This window comes from Actinomycetospora termitidis, assembly GCF_030286555.1.
Lineage (GTDB): Bacteria > Actinomycetota > Actinomycetes > Mycobacteriales > Pseudonocardiaceae > Actinomycetospora > Actinomycetospora termitidis.
In genome coordinates this window covers 302,292-319,642 of record NZ_JASVWF010000006.1, presented here as the reverse complement: position 1 = coordinate 319,642, position 17,351 = coordinate 302,292, and the positions used below count along the sequence as shown (strand labels likewise).

Sequence of the window (17,351 nt, the reverse complement as noted above, 5' to 3'; positions counted from 1 at the left end):
GAAATCCACCAAGCTCGTGCGCTTGGTCGCTGATCCCCGACAGACAGCAACCGGTGTGGAACGGCCCTCCCGCGACCCGCTGTGACGGCGGTCTCGGCGTTCGGACGCTCTTGCTGCCCCGTTCGGGTCAGCTCACGGTGGAGGAACTGGCCGGCGGTGACTCCATGACGCGGTTTCGCGGAAAGTTCTCGACTTTCACGGTCTGCGAGCAGCCCATCACTCCTCGACCGGGTGACCGTGACGTGGCCGGTCGTGACCCGGGGTGACGGGCCCGTTGAAAGCGTGACGAAAGGGGCGTGGGGTCCCCTGGGGACCGTGGGTACCGCGCAACGGCACGCCCCGCCGGGGGGACGGGACGGCCGTGCGCGGTGCCTCCGGGGGGCGGCGACGGCGGCGCTGGGCGCCGCCGTCGTCGTGGGGGTGGGGTGGCTGGCGACGCCGGTCGTGGCGCTGGCCCGGCACCGCACCCTGGACGCGCGGTGCCTCCGGTCCTGGCGGGACGAGTGCGCGCCGCCCGTGATCCCGCTACCCCGCCGCCCGCCCGTCGTCGAGGAGCGCGTCCAGCTCGGCGAGTGACCCGACGTGGAGGTCGGGACGGGTGACGGCGGCCGGCGGGGTCGCACCGGTGCCTTCCTGGCCCCGGCGGCGCTCGACCCAGCAGGTGCGGAGTCCGAGTTCCATGGCGGCCGCGATGTCGTGGTACTGGCTCTGGGCGACGTGGAGGACCTCGTCCTGCTCGATGCCGTGGTCCGCCAGGCGGTTGAGTGCCACCCGGAACATCCGGGGGTCCGGCTTGTTGACGCCGACCTGGTCGACGGTCACGACGTCGTCGAAGGGATGGCCGAGCGCCGGCCCCCACGCCTCGACGGCTGCCTGGTCGGCGTTGGTGAGGGCGACCAGCCGGTAGTGGGGGCGCCAGCGGCGCAGGGTGTCGGCGACGTCGGGGAAGGCGGGCCAGTCGGGGATCGAGCGGCGGAGGGCTCCGTCGAGGGCAGGGACGTGGAGCTCGTCGGCGAGGCGCCGGCCGATGGGGTCGAGCATCGCCGGGAACGGCAGCTCCGGGGTGGTGCGCTGCGCGACGTGCTCCGCGGCGGCGAATGCCTCGAGGATCTCCTGGTCGGTGGGCCCGTCGGCGGCGAGCGCACGGACGCACCCGAGAATTCCGGCCTCGAAGTCGATGAGGGTGCCGACGACGTCGAAGGTCATGGCGCGGATCATGCTGGCGGGTCTCCTACCGATCGGCCTACCTCCGTGAGGTTGACCCACCGGTCGGTATAGAGTCAAGCGCCGTGACCACCCCCGCCGGACGCCGCGTCCTCGACCACGCCGCCGAGCTCTTCTACGCGCACGGCATCACGGCGGTCGGGGTCGCCGGGATCGCGGCGGCGGCCGGCGTCACGAAGAAGACGCTGTACGACTCCTTCGGCTCCAAGGCCGCACTGGTCACCGCCTACCTGCAGCGCCGGCACGAGCAGTGGTGGGCGTTCCTGCAGGAGCGCCTGGCGGTGGACCCGGGGGTCGGTGCGGTGTTCGACAGCTACGCCGCGGTGCCCGAGTTCCCGACCGACCGGGGCTGCGCCTTCCAGCACGCGGCCGCCGAGCTCCCGCCCGACCACCCGGGGATGGTCGTGGTCCGCGCGCACAAGCAGGCGGTGCTGGCCGAGCTCGTCCGCCTGACTGGCGACGTCGACCGGGCGGAGCACCTGTTCCTGCTGCTCGAGGGCGCCGCCGCCCGGCGGGCGGTGGAGGGCACGCCGGACGCCCTGGAGCGGTCCCGCCGGGTGGCGGGGGTGTGATCGGCGCCGAGGTCGACGTGGCGCAGGTTCGGGGACGTCGGAACCTGCCGGGCGTCGCACTCGCGGTCCCCCACCGGCGAACGAGCACCTGGTGAGGACCGGCGGGCACGGGCAGGGTTCTCGTCATGCTCACCGCGGAGCACATGGATGCCCTGATCCGGCGCTACTTCGACGGCTGCAACGACGCCGACGTCGAGGGCATGGTCGCCTGTTTCACCCCGGACGCCGTCCACTACTTCCCGCCCGGGATGTACGGCGGGGCCTGGCGCGGGTCGCGGACGATCGCGGAGAACTGGGCGCACCGGGTCGCGACCCTCGGCTCGGCGTGGACGGTCGACCGGCTGCTCGCCGACCCCGCGAGCGCGCAGGCGGTCATCGAGTGGACGCACTACAAGACGGCCGAGGGCACGATCCTGCGCGGGGACGAGTGGTACGTCTTCGACCGGGAGTCCGGGCTGATCGCCGAGATCCGGGCGTACTACGCGTCGCCCGTCGACCCGAACCGCCGCGAGCTCGCCCTCGACGGCTTCGACTACACCGCCCGCGGCTACCACCTCGAGTGCCCGATCCCTCGTCCGCACCCGTCGCAGAACTGACGGCCACCCTGTCGCGGACTCCTTCCTCGCCCCGCCCAGGTTGTCGCTGTGATTCCCCGCGACAAGGTGGACGGCGGGCCGCGAGAACCCGCGACAAGGTGAGCCCGATGGTCGGCGCGCAGACCACGGCCGCCTCGAGAGGTACATGAGGCACCTCCGAGGGCCCACGAACGTGCCTCACGTACCTCTCGGCGCCGGCCCCGATCAGCCCAGCCCGTCACCCCCTCCAGCGGGTTCCTCCGCTACTCATAGTCCGATAGGCGTAACGCACTGCGCCGTTCAGGCGCTATCCCCGTAGCGTCGGCCCAGTCGGAGGCCTTCGGGGGGAGGGGTCGTGCTAGCGCAGCAACAGCGGAGCGGTGGGCGGGCGGGCAAGGTCCTCGCCGGTGTCGCCGACCAGGTCCTCAGCTCGGGCACGAACTACCTCACCGCGTTCATCGCGTCGGTCGTGCTCGCGCCGGACGGGTTCGGCTTCTTCGTCGTCGCCTACGCCGTCGTCACCATCTACTCCGCCGGCATCCGCGCGTTCGTCGGGGAACCGCTGCTCGCGCACCTCCCGACGGTCACCGACGAGCACCGGCGGCGCCACCTCGCCGCGTCCTCTCTCGGCGCGGCCGCGGTCCTCGGGGTGCTGGGCGCCCTGGTGCTGCTCGCGGTCGGGGAGGTCGTCGGCGGCCCGCTCACCTGGCTCGTCGCCTTCGCCCCGTGGGTCCCGGGCGCTCTCGTCGCCGACGCCGGGCGGTACGTCTTCTTCTCCCGCTCCACCCCGACGAAGGCCCTCGCGGTCGACGCGACGTGGGCGACGGTCCAGGCGGTGGCGCTGATCGGCATCGCCGTCGGCGGGACCTGGTCGGTCGCGTCCCTCGCCGCGGCGTGGGGGGTCGGTGCGCTGGCCGCGGTCGCCGTGCTCCCGGTCCTCGGACTCCGTCGGCCGACCGGCCCCCGCACCTGGCTGCGCGAGAGCCGGTACCTGTCCGGGTGGTTCACCGTCGTCGCGGTCGTCGGCCAGAGCCAGGTCTACATCGTCCTGCTCCTCGCGGGTCTGCTGCTCACCACGACCGACGCCGCCGGCCTGCGCGCAGTCCAGCTCCTCGTCTACCAGCCGCCGGTGACGTTCATGGCCGCGCTGCTCCTCCTGCTCACGCCCGCCTTCGCCCGCAAGGCCGCGGACCGGGCCGCCGTCGACCGCTTCCGCACCGTCGCCCTCGTCGCGATGGCCGCGCTGGGACTGGTCGTGCTCGCCGCGATCCCGCTGCGCCACGTCCTGCTCGACCTGCTGTTCCCGCAGTACACCGCGTTCGCCGCCCTCGTGATCCCGGTGGCGATCCAGAGCGTGCTCGCCGGGCTCACCGTGCCCTTCCACGCCCGCCTGCGCGGCCTGCGCCGGCCCCGGGCCCTGGTCGGAGCGCAGCTCGTGACCACCACCGGCGTCGTCGCCGGCGCCGCCCTCGGCCTGCTCCTCGCCGGCGTCGACGGCCTGGCCTGGGGCATGACGACGGCCGGCGCGGTCTCGCTCGTCGTCATGGCCGTCGTCGCCGAACGTGCCCCGCTCCCCCGTCCCCAGGAGGTCGTCGTCCGATGAACCGCCGCACGTTCCTCGGCGGCCTCGCCCTCGCCACGGCGGCGGTCCCGCTGGCCGCCTGCTCGTCGCCGGTCCGTTCGATGCCCGCCGCGGCGCAGACCGGGCCGAACCTGCGCACCCTGTGGGGCCGCCACCCCGACGGACCGCTCCCCGCGGCCGGCGACGAGGGCGTCCGCCTGGACGTCACCAACCTCGGCGTCCCGGCCACGCCCACCGTCGAGAACGGGGCCGCCGTCGGCAACGTCGAGGGCGCCGGGGCGGTCTACCTGACCCAGCCGCTCGGCCGCCCCGTGCGCACGATCGGCGCGCGCTTCGCCCTCGGCCCGGGCGACCCCACGGCCGCGTCGCTGTGCCTCGCGACCTGGACCGCGCGCCCCGTCTCGGACACGAACTGCCACTTCGTCATCGGCGCGACCCGGTGGATCTACGGCACCGCCACCGGCACCACGCTGACGCCGCTGCGCAACGGTCCCCTGGCCCTGGCCCAGGACGGCACGCAGTACACCGTCTCGATCGACCTCGACGGCGGACCCTCGGCCGTGATCCACCTGCCCGACGGCACCGTCACGACGGTCACCGACCCGGCGATCGCGGACTCCCGCGGCACCATCCCCGGCTGGGAGTTCTTCTCCCTGCGCGCGGGCGGTCCCCTGGTCACGCTGCACGAGAGCTGGGCGTCGTGAGGCGCCTCGACGCACCGAGCTTCGCGCCGGTCCCCCTCACCGGCGTGCAGTTCCTGGTGCCGCTGCTGTGCTTCGTCGGGCTGCTCGCGATCCCGACGGCGCTGTTCTTCGTCCCCGTCCTCGGGGCCCAGCCGACCCTGGGCGTGCCGGCGCTGCTGTTCGCGGTCGCCGTCGTCTACAGCGCGGTGCGGCTGCTCGGCCTGATGTGGCAGGCCCGCCCGCAGTGGCTGACGATCGGCTTCTGGATCTTCACCTACTGCTGGATCGCGGTGGCCGGCCTGACCCAGGCCCTGGCCGACTCGAACCCGCTCGGGGTCACGCTCACCCGCGACGAGCAGCTGTTGCAGGCGCTCGTGCTGCTGGTCGGGATGGTCTGTTTCGACGTCGGGTCGCGGGTGCGGCCCACCAGCGGACCCGGCACCGGCCTCCCCCGCCGCTTCTTCGCCCCCCGCCGCGTCCTGCTGCTCGGCTGGGGCTCGGTCGCGGCGTCGCCGCTGTTCGTCCTGATCCTCGGCGGCCCCTCCGCCCTGCTGTCCAGCCGCGAGGCGGTCACCGACAGCCTGTCCGACCAGGGCCTGCTGGCGTCCGCGACCGGCGACGCCGTCGGCGGGAGCCTCGCGACCGTCGCGAACGTCCTGCCGTACATCGCGCTGCTGACGCTGGGCAAGCTGCTCGTCGACGACCGGGTCCTGCGCCGGGCGGTGTCCAACCAGGTGCTGTTCGCCCTGCTGCTCGGCATGAACCTGCTGATCAACAACCCGATCTCGAACTCCCGGTTCTGGGCGTTCACCGTGATCCTCGGGGTGCTCTACCTCTGGCGGCGCACCGCGCGCCCGCTGATGCTCGCCGCGTTCGTCACCGGGTTCGCGATGGCCTCGCTCGTCGTCTTCCCCTACCTCGACGCCTGGCGGGTCAGCGAGTCGACCGCGCGCCAGTACAACGTGCACTACAACGACTTCTCGAACCCCGTCGACTACGTCCTGGCCAAGACGGACTACGGATCGGTGACCGACGTCGGGATCGCGCTGCGGGTCACCGACGCCCAGGGCTTCTCCTTCGGCGAGCAGCTCCTCGGCGACGTGCTGTTCTGGTTCCCCCGGGCGATCTGGACCGACAAGCCGGAGAACACGACGGTCCTCATCGCCCACCAGATCGGCTTCAAGTTCACCAACCTCGACTCCCCGCTGTGGGCGGAGGGATGGATCGACTTCGGGTGGGTCGGGGTGATCGCGTTCCTCGGCGCGGCCGGGGTCGTCGCCCGCCGCCTGGACGACTCGCTGATCCGCGCCCGCCTCCTGGCCCTCTCCGGATCCCTCTCCGGACGCACCCCGCTCGCCGCCGTCCTCGTCCCCGCGATCGCGGGCTACGAGTTCATCCTCCTGCGCGGATCCCTGCTGCAGGCCATGTCCCGGATCGTCGTGATGGTCGGCCTGCTCTGGCTGCTCTCGCGCCGCGCTCCCCTCCCCGACCCCCTTCCTGACGACGAGCCGTCCCCGGCTCCCGCCCTCACCGGAGACCCGCGATGACCACCCTCGAGCAGCGACCCACCGCCGCGCCCGCGCAGGCCGCGCCGCACCCCGTCGTCGGGGAGACCCCGATGGCCCGGGTGTTCCCCGAGTACGGGGCGGGCGGGTTCACCCGCCTCGACGGCACCGTCGAGTTCTACTTCCGCGTGAACGCGCTGATGCGCCCGACCGACACCGTGGTCGACCTCGGTGCCGGGCGCGGGAAGTTCCTGGAGGACCCGGTGCCGGCGCGCCGCGAACTGCAGCGCCTGCGACCGCGGTGCGCGGAGCTCGTCGGGCTCGACGTCGACCCGGCCGTCCGCGAGAACCCGGCCCTGACCCGCGCCGAGGTCTACGACCCCGACGCCACGTTCCCGCTCGCCGACGCCTCCGTCGACATGATCGTGTCGAACTGGACCTTCGAGCACGTCGCGAACCCGGAGGTGCTCGCCGCCGAGGTCGACCGCGTGCTGCGCCCCGGCGGATGGCTCTGCGCGCGGACGCCACGGAAGTGGGGCGTCGTCGGGATGAGCGCCCGCCTGGTGCCGAACGTGCTGCACCACCGGGCGCTGCGCCGCCTGCAGCCCGCGAAGCAGGAGCGCGACACCTTCCCGGTCGCCTACGAGCTCAACTCGCGCGAGGCGATCCGGCGCTGGTTCCCCGAGCACCGCTTCGACCACCACGTGTACGCGATGAGCGCCGAGCCGGCCTACGTCGGCGGCTCGACGACGGCGATGCGGGCCCTGCTCGGGGTGAACAAGGTGCTGCCGTCGGCGGCCGGCGCCACGCTGATGGTCTTCCTGCGGAAGCGCTGAGCCGTGTCAGCCACGCTCCAGGGCCCGGAGCACCTTCTCGGCGATCAGCCGGTGGCCGGCGTCGCTCGGGTGCACGCCGTCGGAGGCGATCACCGGCGGCTGCGCGCCCGCCGCCGTCGCGAACCAGTTCTCGCGGATCGGGTCGATGTAGGTCGCCCCGGCCGCGAGGGCGGGGTTGCGGACCGCGTCGCTCAGCGCCTCGAGACTCGGCGTGATCGTGCCGTCGGACCACACCGGGCCGATGACGATCAACCGGACGCCGGGCAGCCGCTCCTGCAGCTGCCGGTACAGGTCGGCGGCCGCCGCGGACACCTGCGGCAACGGGGTGAGCCCGTCGTTGCGCGACCCCTGCACGACGACGGTGCCCGGCCCGGCCGCGACCGCGCGCTCGAGCTGGCCCGCCGCGAAGGTCTGCGTCCCGGGCGACGCGTACGCGTAGCCGGTGCCGCCGACCGCCACGTCGGTGACCTTCCAGCCGCGCGACGCCCCGACGATGCTCGTCCAGTTCGCGCGGCCGAGCCCGCCGAGCTTCGTGCCCTGCGAGATCGAGTCGCCGATGACGGCCACCGTCGCGCCGCGGTCGGTCGCGTCGGCGGTGGTGCCGACGTCGTTCCACCGCACCACCACGCCGAGCACCACGACCACGACCAGCACGACGACCAGCGCGGCCGCCCCGATCGTCACGCCGCGCCGCGTCCCCGGCCGGAGCCGGCGCCAGTACTGCCCGACCTGCCACGTGTACCGGTTCACCCGGTCTCCCCCCTCATCGATCTGGAGCGCCCATGACCAGCCCCGACGGCCCGACGGCCGTGCGGCCGGGCACCGAACTGGTCCCGGAGATGCCGACCCAGCAGGGCGGCCTGGACCGGCGGACCCGCATCGCGCGGGCGGCGGCGGTCGCGGCTGCCTCCGGGCCCGGTGTCAGCAGTGCGGCCATGCTGACGTCCAGCGGCACAGGAGCCGCCACGACGGCCGGTCGCGAAGTCCCCGTCGTCGACCTCAACGAGGTCCCGCCGCTCGACGACCCGCGGGCCCGACCGAGCTGGCTGGTGTTCCTGTGGTGGGTCGTGCAGCGGCTGCTGGTCACGAACTCGCTGCAGCCCTCGTCGCGGCTGCGCGCCCGGGTGCTGCGCCTGTTCGGAGCGGAGATCGGCGCCGATGTGATCATCCGCCCGCGGGTGCGCGTGCGGTTCCCGTGGAACCTGCACGTCGGCGACCGGTGCTGGATCGGCGAGGGCGTCTGGATCTCCAACCGCGACCTCGTGATCCTGCGCTCCGACGTCGTCCTGTCCCAGGAGACCTTCGTGACGACGGGGTCGCACGACCGTCGGCACATGGGGGTCGTCACCGCGCCGGTCGTCGTCGAGGACGGCGCGTGGGTGACCACCCGCTGCATCGTGCTGCGGGGGGTGCGGATCGGGCGCTCGTGCATCGTCACCCCGAACACCGTCATCGACCGCGACGTCCCTCCCGGGGCCATCTACGGCGCCCCGCGGGCCTCCGTGATCGGGGAGCGCTTCTGATGACCCTCTCGTCCGAGACCCCAGCATCCCCGAGCACTGCTCCGAACGGCGTAACACAGCGGCCGAGTCACCCGGTGAGGGGACCCCTGCCGCCCGCTCCGGGCGCCGTCCGGACCCTGCTCGTCCTGGCCGTCGGGGTGCTGCCCGCCTCGCGGGCGAAGAACTTCCTGCTCCGCCGTCTGGGGCACCGCGTCGCCCCGACCGCGCGCGTCTCGCCGTGCCTGCTGATGCGCGTCGGGCTGCTCGACCTGGGACCGGAGGCGCGGATCGGGGCGGGCACCGTCGTCCGCTCGGTCCGGCTCCTGCGCTTCGAGGAGGGCGCCGGGGTGCTGCAGTGGAACTGGATCAGCGCCGCGCCCGCCTACCAGCGCTACGACCCGACCGACGACCGCCCCGGCACCTTCGTCATGGGCCGCCACGCCGCGATCATGAGCCGGCACTACCTGGACGTCAGCGGCGGCCTGTCGATGGGCGAGTACAGCTCGTTCGCCGGGGTGCGCTCGACGGTGATCACCCACGGGGTCGACGTCGAGGAGAACGTGCAGCTGCCCCGCCCGGTCGCGGTCGGGGTGCGGACCCTGCTCAGCAGCAACGTCGTCGTCGTGCCCGGGACGACCGTGCCGGACCGCTGCCTCGTCGCGATGGGCTCGGTGATCAAGGGCGACCTCCCCCACGCCGGGTACCTCTACGCCGGGAGCCCGGCGGTGGCGAAGCGGCCGATCGGCGGGAAGCACTTCGAGCGGATCGAGCCGTACGTCCACGTGCCGGGGCCGGTGTCGCCCTGACCTGAGCGAACGGCACTCTCGCGCGCATAGACGCTGCGAACGGGCCGTTCGTGTCGTCCACCCAAGGTTGACGTTGTCCCCGGCGTCAACCTACGGTAGACGCATGACGTCGCCGGTCAACGTCCGCCTGGACGACCTCATCTCCGCCATCACCTCGGTCCACGACGAACCGCTCGAGCAGCTCTCCGACGCCGTGCTGGCCGGCGAGCACCTCGGCGAGGTGGCCGATCACCTCATCGGCCACTTCGTCGACCGCGCCCGCCGCTCCGGTGCCTCCTGGACCGACATCGGGAGGAGCATGGGCGTCACGAAGCAGGCCGCCCAGAAGCGCTTCGTCCCCAAGGCCGGGGCGAGCGAGATCGACCCCGAGGAGGGGTTCAAGCGCTTCACGCCGCGGGCCCGATCGGTCGTGGTGGCCTCGCAGGAGGAGGCCCGGACCGCCCGCAGCGCCGAGATCACCCCCGGCCACCTCGCCCTCGGCCTGCTCTCGCAGCCGGAGGGCCTCGCCATCCGGGTGATCGCCGCGCAGGGGGTCACGCCCGACGCGCTGCGCCGCAAGGTCGCCGCGGAGCTCCCGGCCCCCGTCGAGGAGATCCCGGCGCTGATCCCGTTCGACGCCGCCGCGAAGAAGGTCCTGGAGCTGACGTTCCGCCAGGCGCTGCGCCTCGGCCACAACTACGTCGGCACCGAGCACCTGCTGCTCGCCCTGCTCGAGGCCGAGGACGGCGAGGGGGTCCTCACCGGGCTCGGCCTCGACAAGGGTCGGGTCGAGGAGGAGGTCGGGCGGCTGCTCACGGCCGTGCAGGGACAGCAGGAGCTCTAGGACCCGCCGTCAGGAATGCGGGTCGCCGACGGCGAGCTCGCCCCCGGCGGTCACGTCCGCGTAGACGCCGGCGCACGCCCACTTCCCCGCGACCTCGGGCTTCTCGATGTGCACGCGGTTGTGCTTCGCGACGGTCCGCAGGGTGTCGCGGTCCTCGGGCAGGTCCTCCTGGGCGAGCGTGGTCATGACGCAGCGCATCGTCTGGAAGGTGTACGAGACCCGGACTGCGTCCCCGAGGCTCATCTCCCGGCCCACCCAGTCGTTCTCGACGAAGCCCGGGTCGGTGTCCGCGAGCACGACGTTCGGGCGGTAGCGACGCACGTCGAAGCGGCTGTCCGGGGCGAGCTCGCCGAGGCGCGCGAGGGTCGACTCGGTGATGACGTGGATGGCGGCGAGGTCGTAGAACCGCCCGGTCGGCGCGAAGGCGGCCACGTCGAAGCGGCTGATCGCCTCGCCGGTGTCCTCCTGCCGGGCCGTGGTGGCGTCGATGATGTGCTGCGGGGCGAGGTCGTCGATCTCCGGCCAGATCTCCTCGAAGCCCGCGCCCTCGGGCGGCGTCGTGATCAGCGTGACGTCCCGGCCGAGGACCGACGACAGGGCCTCGTTGATCGTCGGGTCGTCGCTGCGCCTTGTCGACCCGTCCGGGAAGGTGATGACGACGGGCGGCGCCGACTCCCCGAGGACCGGCTCGTCGACGAACGCCGCGGAGAAGCGCAGCAGCTGGGGCCACCGCTTCGGGACCTTCGCGCTCGCGACGATGCCGGTCTCGACGTCGAGCAGCGCGTACGCGCGGTCGCCCACCACCCCGCGCTCGTCGAACGCGGCCCGCTGCAGGGACTCGCCCTGCATGGACTTGACCGGATAGCGGTGGATCGCGGCGATCGTCATGCGCGAACTCGTACCCGGCGGGGCCCTTCGGGCGAACCGGGTCGACCGTATGGGGCTGCTCGGCGGGCGCCTAATCGGAAGCAGTTGCTGAGCCGAACGGGCGGCAACCGGTCGTGTCCGTCGCCGTGACGGCGGGCGGGGGCCGCGGCCCCGACCGCGGATGCGGATCGAGCCGATCGGGCCTCGTGGTGAAGTTCGTCCGTTCCGCGCAGTCCGGTCCTCGCCCCCACCCGCCGTCGGGAAGTCCGGGCACCGAGGCGTCCCGCACCCTAGGGTCGACCCATGGCTGACGTTCCCGCCGACCTGCAGGCCGCCGTCGACGCCGTGCTCCCGGACGCGCGGCGCGACCTGGAGGCGCTCGTGCGCATCCCGTCGATCTGGGCGGACCCGACGCACGCCGAGGACACGCGCCGCTCCGCCGACGCGGTGGCGACGCTGGCGCGCTCGGCCGGCGCGGCATCGGTGTCGATCCTGGCCGCGGAGGGTGGCGCACCCGCCGTCGTCGCGCACTGGCCGGCGCCGGAGGGGCAGCCGACGGTGATGCTCTACGCCCACCACGACGTGCAGCCCACCGGCGGCGACGACCTCTGGACGAGCGCCCCCTTCGAACCGGCCGAGCGGGACGGGCGGCTCTACGGCCGCGGCGCCGCGGACGACAAGGCCGGCGTGATGACCCACCTCGCGACGCTGCGCGCCTACGACGGCCGGCCCCCGGTGGGCGTGACGCTGTTCGTGGAGGGCGAGGAGGAGTCCGGGTCGCCGACCCTGTCCGCGCTGCTCGCCGAGCACCACGAGCAGCTCGCGGCCGACGTCATCGTCATCGCGGACGCCGGCAACCCCGCCGTCGACGTGCCCGCCCTGACCACGTCCCTGCGCGGCCTCACGAACATCGTCGTCGAGGTGTCGATGCTGGAGCGGGCGGTGCACTCCGGAGTGTTCGGCGGCCCCGCCGGCGACGCCCTGACCGCCCTGTGTCGCCTCCTCGCGACGCTGCACGACGACAAGGGCACGGTGGCCGTGCCGGGACTCGTGCGCGGGTCGACCGACGTCGCCGGGATGGCCGAGGAGCAGTTCCGCGGCGACGCGGGCGTGCTCGAGGGCGTGGACCTGCTGGGCACGGGGTCGATCGAGGAGCGCGTCGCGCAGCAGCCGGCGATCGCGGTGCTCGGCATCGACGCCCCGGCCGTCGAGGGTGCGGCGAACATCCTCGTGCACCGGGCCCGGGCGATGATCAGCGCGCGGCTCGCCCCGGGCGACTCCACGGAGTCCGCCTTCGCCGCGGTGCGCGAGCACCTGGAGCAGCAGGCGTCGTGGGGGGTCGGGCTGGACGTGTCGCTGCACGCCTCGGGCGAGCCGTTCGCGCTGTCGCCGACCGGGTCGGTCTACGACCTGGCGCGGGAGGCGTTGTCGTCCGCGTTCGGCTCGGAGACCGTGGAGATGGGGATGGGCGGCACGATCCCGTTCATCGCCGAGTTCGCCCGGACGTTCCCGGGCGCGACGGTCCTCGTCACGGGGGTCGGCGACCCGGCCTCGCGCTGGCACGGGATCGACGAGAGCCTGCACCTCGCGATGTTCGGGAAGTGTGTCCTCGCGGAGACGCTGCTCCTGCGGTCGTTGGCGCGGTAGGGCGCTGGTGCCGGCGGCTCCGCCGAGTGGGCGTCCATCCGGCCCGTACGGGCGGCCGAGCCCGATGAGCACCCGCTCGTCACGCGACCTTCCGGAGCACCCGTCGGCCGAGTTCGTCGAAGGCCGCCATGTCCATGATCATCGCGGACGTGACGGGAAGGACCTCCCACCCGATGTCGGACAGCCGTCCCGTCCGGAACGCATCGCTGTTCTGCTGCGTGCTCGAGCCGTGGTCCAGCAGCCCGTTGTACTCCAGCGCGAACATGCTGTCCGGCCACGCGAGGTCGAGCCGTCGGCGCTCACCGGTCAGGAGTGTGACCCACAGCTGAGAGACGGCGGGGGGTACCCCGCGCTCGAGGAGCCCCAGGCGAAGCCGTGTCTCCGGAAGTGACTCGGCGCGCGGATCCATCGCTGCACACACGCGCCTGACCTGCACGATTCCGCGGGCCTTCGGGTAGCGGTCCGCGAAGCGGGCCAGCAGGGACGCCGGGAAGCGGGTGACGTGCGCGATCGAGTCGGCCGCCGCGACGGCCTCCACGAACGGCTCGCGTCGTGCGAGGTCGAAGGCCGTCCGGACCGGCGTCGTCAGGCGGTGCCCGAACCAGGTCGCGACCTCGTCCGCGGAGAGCTGGTCACGACGAATCCGGGTGTCCGGGAGGCGCAGACGCCGGTCGACGACGATCTCGGCGTCCTCCCACGGGCAGTCCGCGCCCCACGCGAGCGCAGCCAGCGGTCCGGCGACGACCCCGACGTCGCGGCTCCAGGTGCTCAGGGCACCGACCCGGACCCGGGTGTCGATCTCGGCGCCCGCACCGACGTACACATCGGGGTGCAGGCGGACGAAGTCCGGGCCGAGGAGCCGGTCCCAGGTGATCAGGCCGAGCTCCACCGCCAGGGATCCACGGAAGGGCACGCAGGTACGTCGTGTCGGGGTCTCCACACCAGCTTGGAGCCGCGTCGCGCCGGAACGGTTCCGAGAATCTCCGGAAGCTCGCCGAGTGGGCCACCATCCGGCTCACGAAGGCGTCGGAGCCGGATGGATGCCCACTCGACAGCACCCTCGCGCGTGGTCGAATGACCCCATGGTCCAGCGCGTGCGCCCGCCCGACGACCTCGAGGGGCTCCCCGCCCGCGCCGGCTACGTCGACGCGTACGCCGCGCCCGCGCGGATCGCCGACGGACGCAGCGCGCGGGCCTGGGCCGACCTCATCCTCGACGACGCCGGACCGACGGTGCTCGCCGTCATCCGGACCGTCCAGCGCGGAGCTGGCCTGCTCCTCGTGACTCCGGAACCGCCGAATCTCGCCGTCGGCTGGGCCGTCCTGCACGAGGAGCCGGACCACGTGGTGCTGGGCGTCGAGGGCCGGGTCTACACCCCCCGCGTCGTGCTGGCGGTCCGGCAGGAGTCGCTGCTCCTGGTCACGGCGGTCGAACCCCGTGGTCTCGTCGGACGACTGGTGTGGACCCTGGTGGCCCCGCTGCACCGGGTCACGGTGCGCACCCTGACGGCCGCGGCGGAGCGGGTCGCCGCCCGATGAGCGACACCGGAGACATCACCGACGTCAGCGAGGCGAACGCCGCCCGCATCTACGACCACTTCCTCGGCGGCGCGCACAACTTCGCCGCCGACCGCGCGGTCGCCGCGGTCCTGCTCGAACGCCACCCGGATGTCGCCGAGATCGCCCGCGCCAACCGCGACTTCCTCGGTCACACCGTCCGGTGGTGCCTGGCCCAGGGCATCATGCAGTTCCTCGACCTCGGCTCCGGCATCCCCACCGTGGGCAACGTCCACGAGATCGTCGGCGCCCACGCCCGCGTGGCCTACGTCGACGCCGAGCCGGTCGCCGTCGCGTACGCCCGCGACATCCTGGTCGACGTCGAGCACGCCTCGATCACGCACGCCGACCTCTGCGACGTCGACGCCGTCCTGGCCGCTCCCGGCGTCCGGACGCTGCTCGACCTGACCGAGCCGGTCGCGGTGCTCGCGGTCGCCGTGCTGCACTCCGTCGGAGAGGACCCGCGCACCGTCGTGGACGCCTACCGCGCCCACCTCGCGCCGGGCAGCGCGATCGTCCTCAGCCACGGCAGCGACGACCAGGACGACCCCGCCGTCGCGACCCGCATCCGCGACATCCGTGACGCCATGGCCGGCTCTGCCAGCCCGCTCACCCCGCGCTCCCGCGCCGAGATCCGCGGTTTCCTGCACGGCCTCGAGCCCGTTGCACCGGGCCTCGTCGACGTCGCCGACTGGCCGACGCCGGGTCGCCGACCACGCAGCGGGATCTACGGGCTGGTCGCCCAGCTTCCCCCGGTCGAGTGACCTCGGCGCCCCTCGCGCGTTGCATCGGGTGAGAACACTCGGTGCTGGCCCGGGGAGGCGGCGATGACCGAGCAGGACACGGAGGCCACGACCGGACGACACGCCCGGCCCGACACCCCCTCGACCACCGGCCGACACTCCGCGCCGGAGATCGACGAGACCCCGACCACCAACGAGGTCCCGGGACGACCGTCCACGCGGCCCTTCGAGGCGGCGCCGACGGCCACGAGCCACCGCCGACCCCGGCCGCGCCTGCGCCTGCTCGTCGTGACGGCGGCCGCGGCGGTCGTGCTCGGGCTCGTCGTCGCGCTCGGCGTGGTCACCGCGCGCATGGCCTCGAACGGCACCGCGCCCGTGCCGCCGCCCCCGGTCGCGGTGGCGCCGATCGTCCCGACGAGCGCCGCCGCCAGCACCAGCTCGTCCCCGACCACCACCACGACCCGGTCGGGCACGAGTCGGTCCACGACGACCACCACGACGACCCGTACCGCGGGGTGACCGGTCGCCCCCGCGCGATCTCCGGACGGTGGCGCCCACGCAGCGCCGCACGCTCAGCGCACCGCCCGTCGCCTCGCCCCACGACACGCGGCGCTCACCGCACCCGGTCGGGAGAGGTTCCCCGCCCGACGCACTCACGGGCCGACTGACCGCGACCGACCGGGTGCGCAGCGCGACCGGACGCCGTCGTCCTTAGCCTCGGAACACAGCTCCCCAGCTCCCTGCCCGAGGACGAACCGTGTTCAAAGGATTCAAGGACTTCCTGCTCCGCGGGAACGTCATCGACCTGTCGGTGGCCGTCGTCATCGGTGCCGCCTTCACCGCCGTCGTCACGGCGTTCACCGAGTCGTTCCTCAAGCCGCTGATCCAGCTGCTCTCCCCGGGCGGCGACCAGTTCCGCGGCACGGTGCGCGTCAGCGGCGTGACGTTCGACTACGCCAGCTTCATCAACCAGGCGATCACGTTCTTCATCACGGCCGCGGTCGTCTACTTCCTGATCGTCGCCCCGATGAAGGCGATCCAGAACCGTCGCCTGCGCGGCGAGGAGGCCGGCCCCGTCCAGGCCACGGACGTCGAGCTCCTCACCCAGATCCGCGATCTCCTCGAGGCCCAGGCGGAGATGCAGTCCCAGGCCCTTCCCGACGGCGGGTCCGGCCCGGCCCCGGTCCGGACCCCGGACGCCCCGTTCGCACCGCCGGCGTACGACGCGCCGGTCGCGGCCCCGGCCGTTCCGGCCGCTGCTCACGCCGCTGTGCCGGCTGCCGCGCCCGCCGCCGCGCCGATACCGCCCCGCCCGATGCCGCCGGCCACCCCGACGCGCCACGCCGAGGAGACCGTCCCCGCCTACGCGGCCGTCCCGCCGGCACCCGCGCCCGCGACCACCCGGCCCGCGCCGCCGCCGCGTCCCGTGACCGCCGACTCCGCGCCCCGCCACAGCCGCGCGGGAGCCCGCTGACGCAGTCCGGCGCGCTAGGCAGATGATCATGCCGAGTGCAACGTCGCACTCGGCATGATCACGTGCCTAGTGCCGTGAACGGCCGGTCCACCACAGCCATCCGGCGACCAGCACGAGGGCCACGGAGAGCAGGTCCGCGGCCGTCACGGCGTGCGTCTCCGACAGAACGAGCAGCTGCGGGCCCTCGACGGGCTGGTTGACCGGAAGCCAGAGCAGCGCCAGGGCGACGAGGACGAGTGCCACGACCCGCCGACGCCCCATCGGCGGAGCCTACGACGCGCGCTCCCGCACCGATGCGATCGCCTCCGCCACGATCTCCGGGGCCTCGTACACCGGGGTGTGTCCGCATTCGGCCCAGTGCAGGGTCGCGTGCGGGAGCAACGCCGCGAGTTCCTCGGCCTCCACGGTCGACCGCGCCCGGTCGTGAACGCCGTGCACCACGGCCGCGGGGCACGTGATCGTCGGCAGGACCGGCGTGAGGTCGAGGTCGCGCTGGCTCCGGAGCACCTCGACGGCCGCCTCCTGCGGCACCGACTCCGCGTACGCGAGGAGATCGGCGACGACGTCCTCCGGCGGCGGGGTCGCGAACGACCGGTCCAGCACCGCCCTCAGCGCCTCCCGACCCCACGACGACGCGAACCGGTCGATGATCGCGCCGACGTCCCCGTGCCGACGCGTGTGGGCACCGGTGTCGACGAGCACCAGGCCCGCCACCAGCTCCGGGTGTGCGCCCGCCAGCGACCCCACGATCGCTCCGCCCGTCGAGTGGCCGACCAGCAGGACCGGCTCGGTCAGGTCCGCCGCCACGCGCTCCGCCACGGCCGGCACCGTCCACGGGCCCGGCGCCGTCATCCACGACACCGCCTCCACCCCGTCGACCAGCTCGGCCAGCGGCGCGAACACCGCCGGCGAGCACACCGTCCCGGGCAGGCACACCACGCGCATCACCCGATCAT

20 protein-coding genes and 1 pseudogene are annotated in these 17,351 nt (G+C 73.6%); 15 read left to right on the top strand and 6 right to left on the bottom strand.

Annotated features, from left to right (window positions below; genetic code table 11):
* Positions 1-315: 315 nt before the first annotated feature.
* A complete protein-coding gene (locus QRT03_RS24455; RefSeq protein ID WP_286055718.1) occupies positions 316-576 on the top strand; it encodes a hypothetical protein in 261 nt (86 codons plus the stop codon).
* Here QRT03_RS24455 and QRT03_RS24450 read toward each other — a convergent pair.
* Entirely contained in the window at positions 526-1,206 is a 681-nt protein-coding gene (locus QRT03_RS24450; protein ID WP_286055717.1) for an HAD-IA family hydrolase, read from the bottom strand. The two genes, QRT03_RS24455 and QRT03_RS24450, sit on opposite strands and share 51 nt — an antisense overlap.
* An 83-nt stretch (positions 1,207-1,289) precedes the next feature.
* On the opposite strand from QRT03_RS24450, the gene QRT03_RS24445 reads away from it, so the two are divergent.
* The 6 genes from QRT03_RS24445 to QRT03_RS24420 all read left to right on the top strand — a co-directional run bounded on the left by QRT03_RS24445 (position 1,290) and on the right by QRT03_RS24420 (position 6,977).
* Entirely contained in the window at positions 1,290-1,796 is a 507-nt protein-coding gene (locus QRT03_RS24445) for a TetR/AcrR family transcriptional regulator (RefSeq protein ID WP_286055715.1), read from the top strand.
* 125 nt (positions 1,797-1,921) lie between these two features.
* The gene (locus QRT03_RS24440) at positions 1,922-2,392 is read left to right on the top strand and encodes a nuclear transport factor 2 family protein (protein ID WP_286055714.1); all 471 of its coding nucleotides are present in this window, start codon (positions 1,922-1,924) and stop codon (positions 2,390-2,392) included.
* Between the two features lie 334 nt (positions 2,393-2,726).
* Positions 2,727-3,974: an MATE family efflux transporter gene (locus tag QRT03_RS24435; protein ID WP_286055713.1), complete on the top strand. Its 1,248-nt coding sequence runs from the start codon at positions 2,727-2,729 to the stop codon at positions 3,972-3,974.
* Positions 3,971-4,657 carry a hypothetical protein gene (locus QRT03_RS24430; RefSeq protein WP_286055712.1) on the top strand — a complete coding sequence of 229 codons (687 nt, stop codon included), beginning with the start codon at positions 3,971-3,973 and terminating at the stop codon, positions 4,655-4,657. Before QRT03_RS24435 ends, QRT03_RS24430 begins: the two co-directional genes overlap by 4 nt.
* On the top strand, positions 4,654-6,183 hold the full coding sequence (locus tag QRT03_RS24425; RefSeq protein ID WP_286055711.1) for a hypothetical protein: 1,530 nt from the start codon (positions 4,654-4,656) through the stop codon (positions 6,181-6,183). The genes QRT03_RS24430 and QRT03_RS24425 overlap by 4 nt, the downstream gene beginning before the upstream one ends.
* The gene (locus QRT03_RS24420; protein ID WP_286055710.1) at positions 6,180-6,977 is read left to right on the top strand and encodes a class I SAM-dependent methyltransferase; all 798 of its coding nucleotides are present in this window, start codon (positions 6,180-6,182) and stop codon (positions 6,975-6,977) included. The genes QRT03_RS24425 and QRT03_RS24420 overlap by 4 nt, the downstream gene beginning before the upstream one ends.
* A 6-nt stretch (positions 6,978-6,983) precedes the next feature.
* On the opposite strand, the gene QRT03_RS24415 is transcribed toward QRT03_RS24420, so the two are convergent.
* Complete coding sequence (locus tag QRT03_RS24415; protein WP_286055709.1) at positions 6,984-7,727, bottom strand: SGNH/GDSL hydrolase family protein; 744 nt, start codon at positions 7,725-7,727, stop codon at positions 6,984-6,986.
* Positions 7,728-7,759: 32 nt separating this feature from the next.
* Here QRT03_RS24415 and QRT03_RS24410 point away from each other — a divergent pair, with 32 nt between their 5' ends.
* The 3 genes from QRT03_RS24410 to QRT03_RS24400 all read left to right on the top strand — a co-directional run bounded on the left by QRT03_RS24410 (position 7,760) and on the right by QRT03_RS24400 (position 10,108).
* The gene (locus tag QRT03_RS24410; RefSeq protein ID WP_286055708.1) at positions 7,760-8,500 is read left to right on the top strand and encodes an LbetaH domain-containing protein; all 741 of its coding nucleotides are present in this window, start codon (positions 7,760-7,762) and stop codon (positions 8,498-8,500) included.
* 74 nt (positions 8,501-8,574) lie between these two features.
* The gene (locus tag QRT03_RS24405; protein ID WP_286055707.1) at positions 8,575-9,285 is read left to right on the top strand and encodes a DapH/DapD/GlmU-related protein; all 711 of its coding nucleotides are present in this window, start codon (positions 8,575-8,577) and stop codon (positions 9,283-9,285) included.
* A gap of 103 nt (positions 9,286-9,388) precedes the next feature.
* Positions 9,389-10,108 carry a Clp protease N-terminal domain-containing protein gene (locus QRT03_RS24400; RefSeq protein WP_286055706.1) on the top strand — a complete coding sequence of 240 codons (720 nt, stop codon included), beginning with the start codon at positions 9,389-9,391 and terminating at the stop codon, positions 10,106-10,108.
* A 9-nt stretch (positions 10,109-10,117) separates the two neighbouring features.
* On the opposite strand, the gene QRT03_RS24395 is transcribed toward QRT03_RS24400, so the two are convergent.
* Positions 10,118-10,996 carry an MOSC domain-containing protein gene (locus QRT03_RS24395; protein WP_286055704.1) on the bottom strand — a complete coding sequence of 293 codons (879 nt, stop codon included), beginning with the start codon at positions 10,994-10,996 and terminating at the stop codon, positions 10,118-10,120.
* 282 nt (positions 10,997-11,278) lie between these two features.
* Here QRT03_RS24395 and QRT03_RS24390 point away from each other — a divergent pair, with 282 nt between their 5' ends.
* Positions 11,279-12,622, top strand: coding sequence for a dipeptidase (locus QRT03_RS24390; protein WP_286055703.1), 1,344 nt, complete (start codon positions 11,279-11,281; stop codon positions 12,620-12,622).
* A gap of 79 nt (positions 12,623-12,701) precedes the next feature.
* Here QRT03_RS24390 and QRT03_RS24385 read toward each other — a convergent pair whose 3' ends face one another.
* Positions 12,702-13,535: a hypothetical protein gene (locus tag QRT03_RS24385; protein WP_286055702.1), complete on the bottom strand. Its 834-nt coding sequence runs from the start codon at positions 13,533-13,535 to the stop codon at positions 12,702-12,704.
* A 169-nt stretch (positions 13,536-13,704) separates the two neighbouring features.
* On the opposite strand from QRT03_RS24385, the gene QRT03_RS24380 reads away from it, so the two are divergent.
* The 4 genes and pseudogenes from QRT03_RS24380 to mscL all read left to right on the top strand — a co-directional run.
* The gene (locus QRT03_RS24380) at positions 13,705-14,160 is read left to right on the top strand and encodes a DUF2867 domain-containing protein (protein WP_286055701.1); all 456 of its coding nucleotides are present in this window, start codon (positions 13,705-13,707) and stop codon (positions 14,158-14,160) included.
* Positions 14,157-14,942, top strand: a complete 786-nt coding sequence (locus QRT03_RS24375; protein ID WP_286055700.1) for an SAM-dependent methyltransferase — start codon at positions 14,157-14,159, stop codon at positions 14,940-14,942. The genes QRT03_RS24380 and QRT03_RS24375 overlap by 4 nt, the downstream gene beginning before the upstream one ends.
* A gap of 63 nt (positions 14,943-15,005) precedes the next feature.
* Entirely contained in the window at positions 15,006-15,440 is a 435-nt protein-coding gene (locus tag QRT03_RS24370) for a hypothetical protein (protein WP_286055699.1), read from the top strand.
* Positions 15,441-15,678: 238 nt separating this feature from the next.
* Positions 15,679-16,053, top strand: a pseudogene (gene mscL / locus QRT03_RS24365) (large conductance mechanosensitive channel protein MscL); the annotation flags it as partial.
* Between the two features lie 408 nt (positions 16,054-16,461).
* On the opposite strand, the gene QRT03_RS24360 reads toward mscL, so the two are convergent.
* Both QRT03_RS24360 and QRT03_RS24355 read right to left on the bottom strand, forming a co-directional pair.
* Positions 16,462-16,656: a hypothetical protein gene (locus tag QRT03_RS24360; RefSeq protein WP_286055698.1), complete on the bottom strand. Its 195-nt coding sequence runs from the start codon at positions 16,654-16,656 to the stop codon at positions 16,462-16,464.
* Positions 16,657-16,665: 9 nt separating this feature from the next.
* Positions 16,666-17,340 (bottom strand): alpha/beta fold hydrolase, encoded by a 675-nt coding sequence (locus QRT03_RS24355; RefSeq protein ID WP_286055697.1) that lies wholly within the window; start codon positions 17,338-17,340, stop codon positions 16,666-16,668.
* Positions 17,341-17,351 lie beyond the last annotated feature (11 nt).

What these genes read in the sequence shown, in the direction of transcription:
- QRT03_RS24370 (WP_286055699.1), top strand. Translation starts at nt 15,006, where the DNA reads ATGACCGAGCAGGACACGGAGGCCACGACCGGACGACACGCCCGGCCC.
- QRT03_RS24410 (WP_286055708.1), top strand. Translation starts at nt 7,760, where the DNA reads ATGACCAGCCCCGACGGCCCGACGGCCGTGCGGCCGGGCACCGAACTG.
- QRT03_RS24380 (WP_286055701.1), top strand. Translation starts at nt 13,705, where the DNA reads ATGGTCCAGCGCGTGCGCCCGCCCGACGACCTCGAGGGGCTCCCCGCC.
- QRT03_RS24395 (WP_286055704.1), bottom strand. Translation starts at nt 10,996, where the DNA reads ATGACGATCGCCGCGATCCACCGCTATCCGGTCAAGTCCATGCAGGGC.
- QRT03_RS24375 (WP_286055700.1), top strand. Translation starts at nt 14,157, where the DNA reads ATGAGCGACACCGGAGACATCACCGACGTCAGCGAGGCGAACGCCGCC.
- QRT03_RS24430 (WP_286055712.1), top strand. Translation starts at nt 3,971, where the DNA reads ATGAACCGCCGCACGTTCCTCGGCGGCCTCGCCCTCGCCACGGCGGCG.
- QRT03_RS24355 (WP_286055697.1), bottom strand. Translation starts at nt 17,340, where the DNA reads ATGCGCGTGGTGTGCCTGCCCGGGACGGTGTGCTCGCCGGCGGTGTTC.
- QRT03_RS24400 (WP_286055706.1), top strand. Translation starts at nt 9,389, where the DNA reads ATGACGTCGCCGGTCAACGTCCGCCTGGACGACCTCATCTCCGCCATC.
- QRT03_RS24440 (WP_286055714.1), top strand. Translation starts at nt 1,922, where the DNA reads ATGCTCACCGCGGAGCACATGGATGCCCTGATCCGGCGCTACTTCGAC.
- QRT03_RS24450 (WP_286055717.1), bottom strand. Translation starts at nt 1,206, where the DNA reads ATGACCTTCGACGTCGTCGGCACCCTCATCGACTTCGAGGCCGGAATT.
- QRT03_RS24360 (WP_286055698.1), bottom strand. Translation starts at nt 16,656, where the DNA reads ATGGGGCGTCGGCGGGTCGTGGCACTCGTCCTCGTCGCCCTGGCGCTG.
- QRT03_RS24420 (WP_286055710.1), top strand. Translation starts at nt 6,180, where the DNA reads ATGACCACCCTCGAGCAGCGACCCACCGCCGCGCCCGCGCAGGCCGCG.
- QRT03_RS24390 (WP_286055703.1), top strand. Translation starts at nt 11,279, where the DNA reads ATGGCTGACGTTCCCGCCGACCTGCAGGCCGCCGTCGACGCCGTGCTC.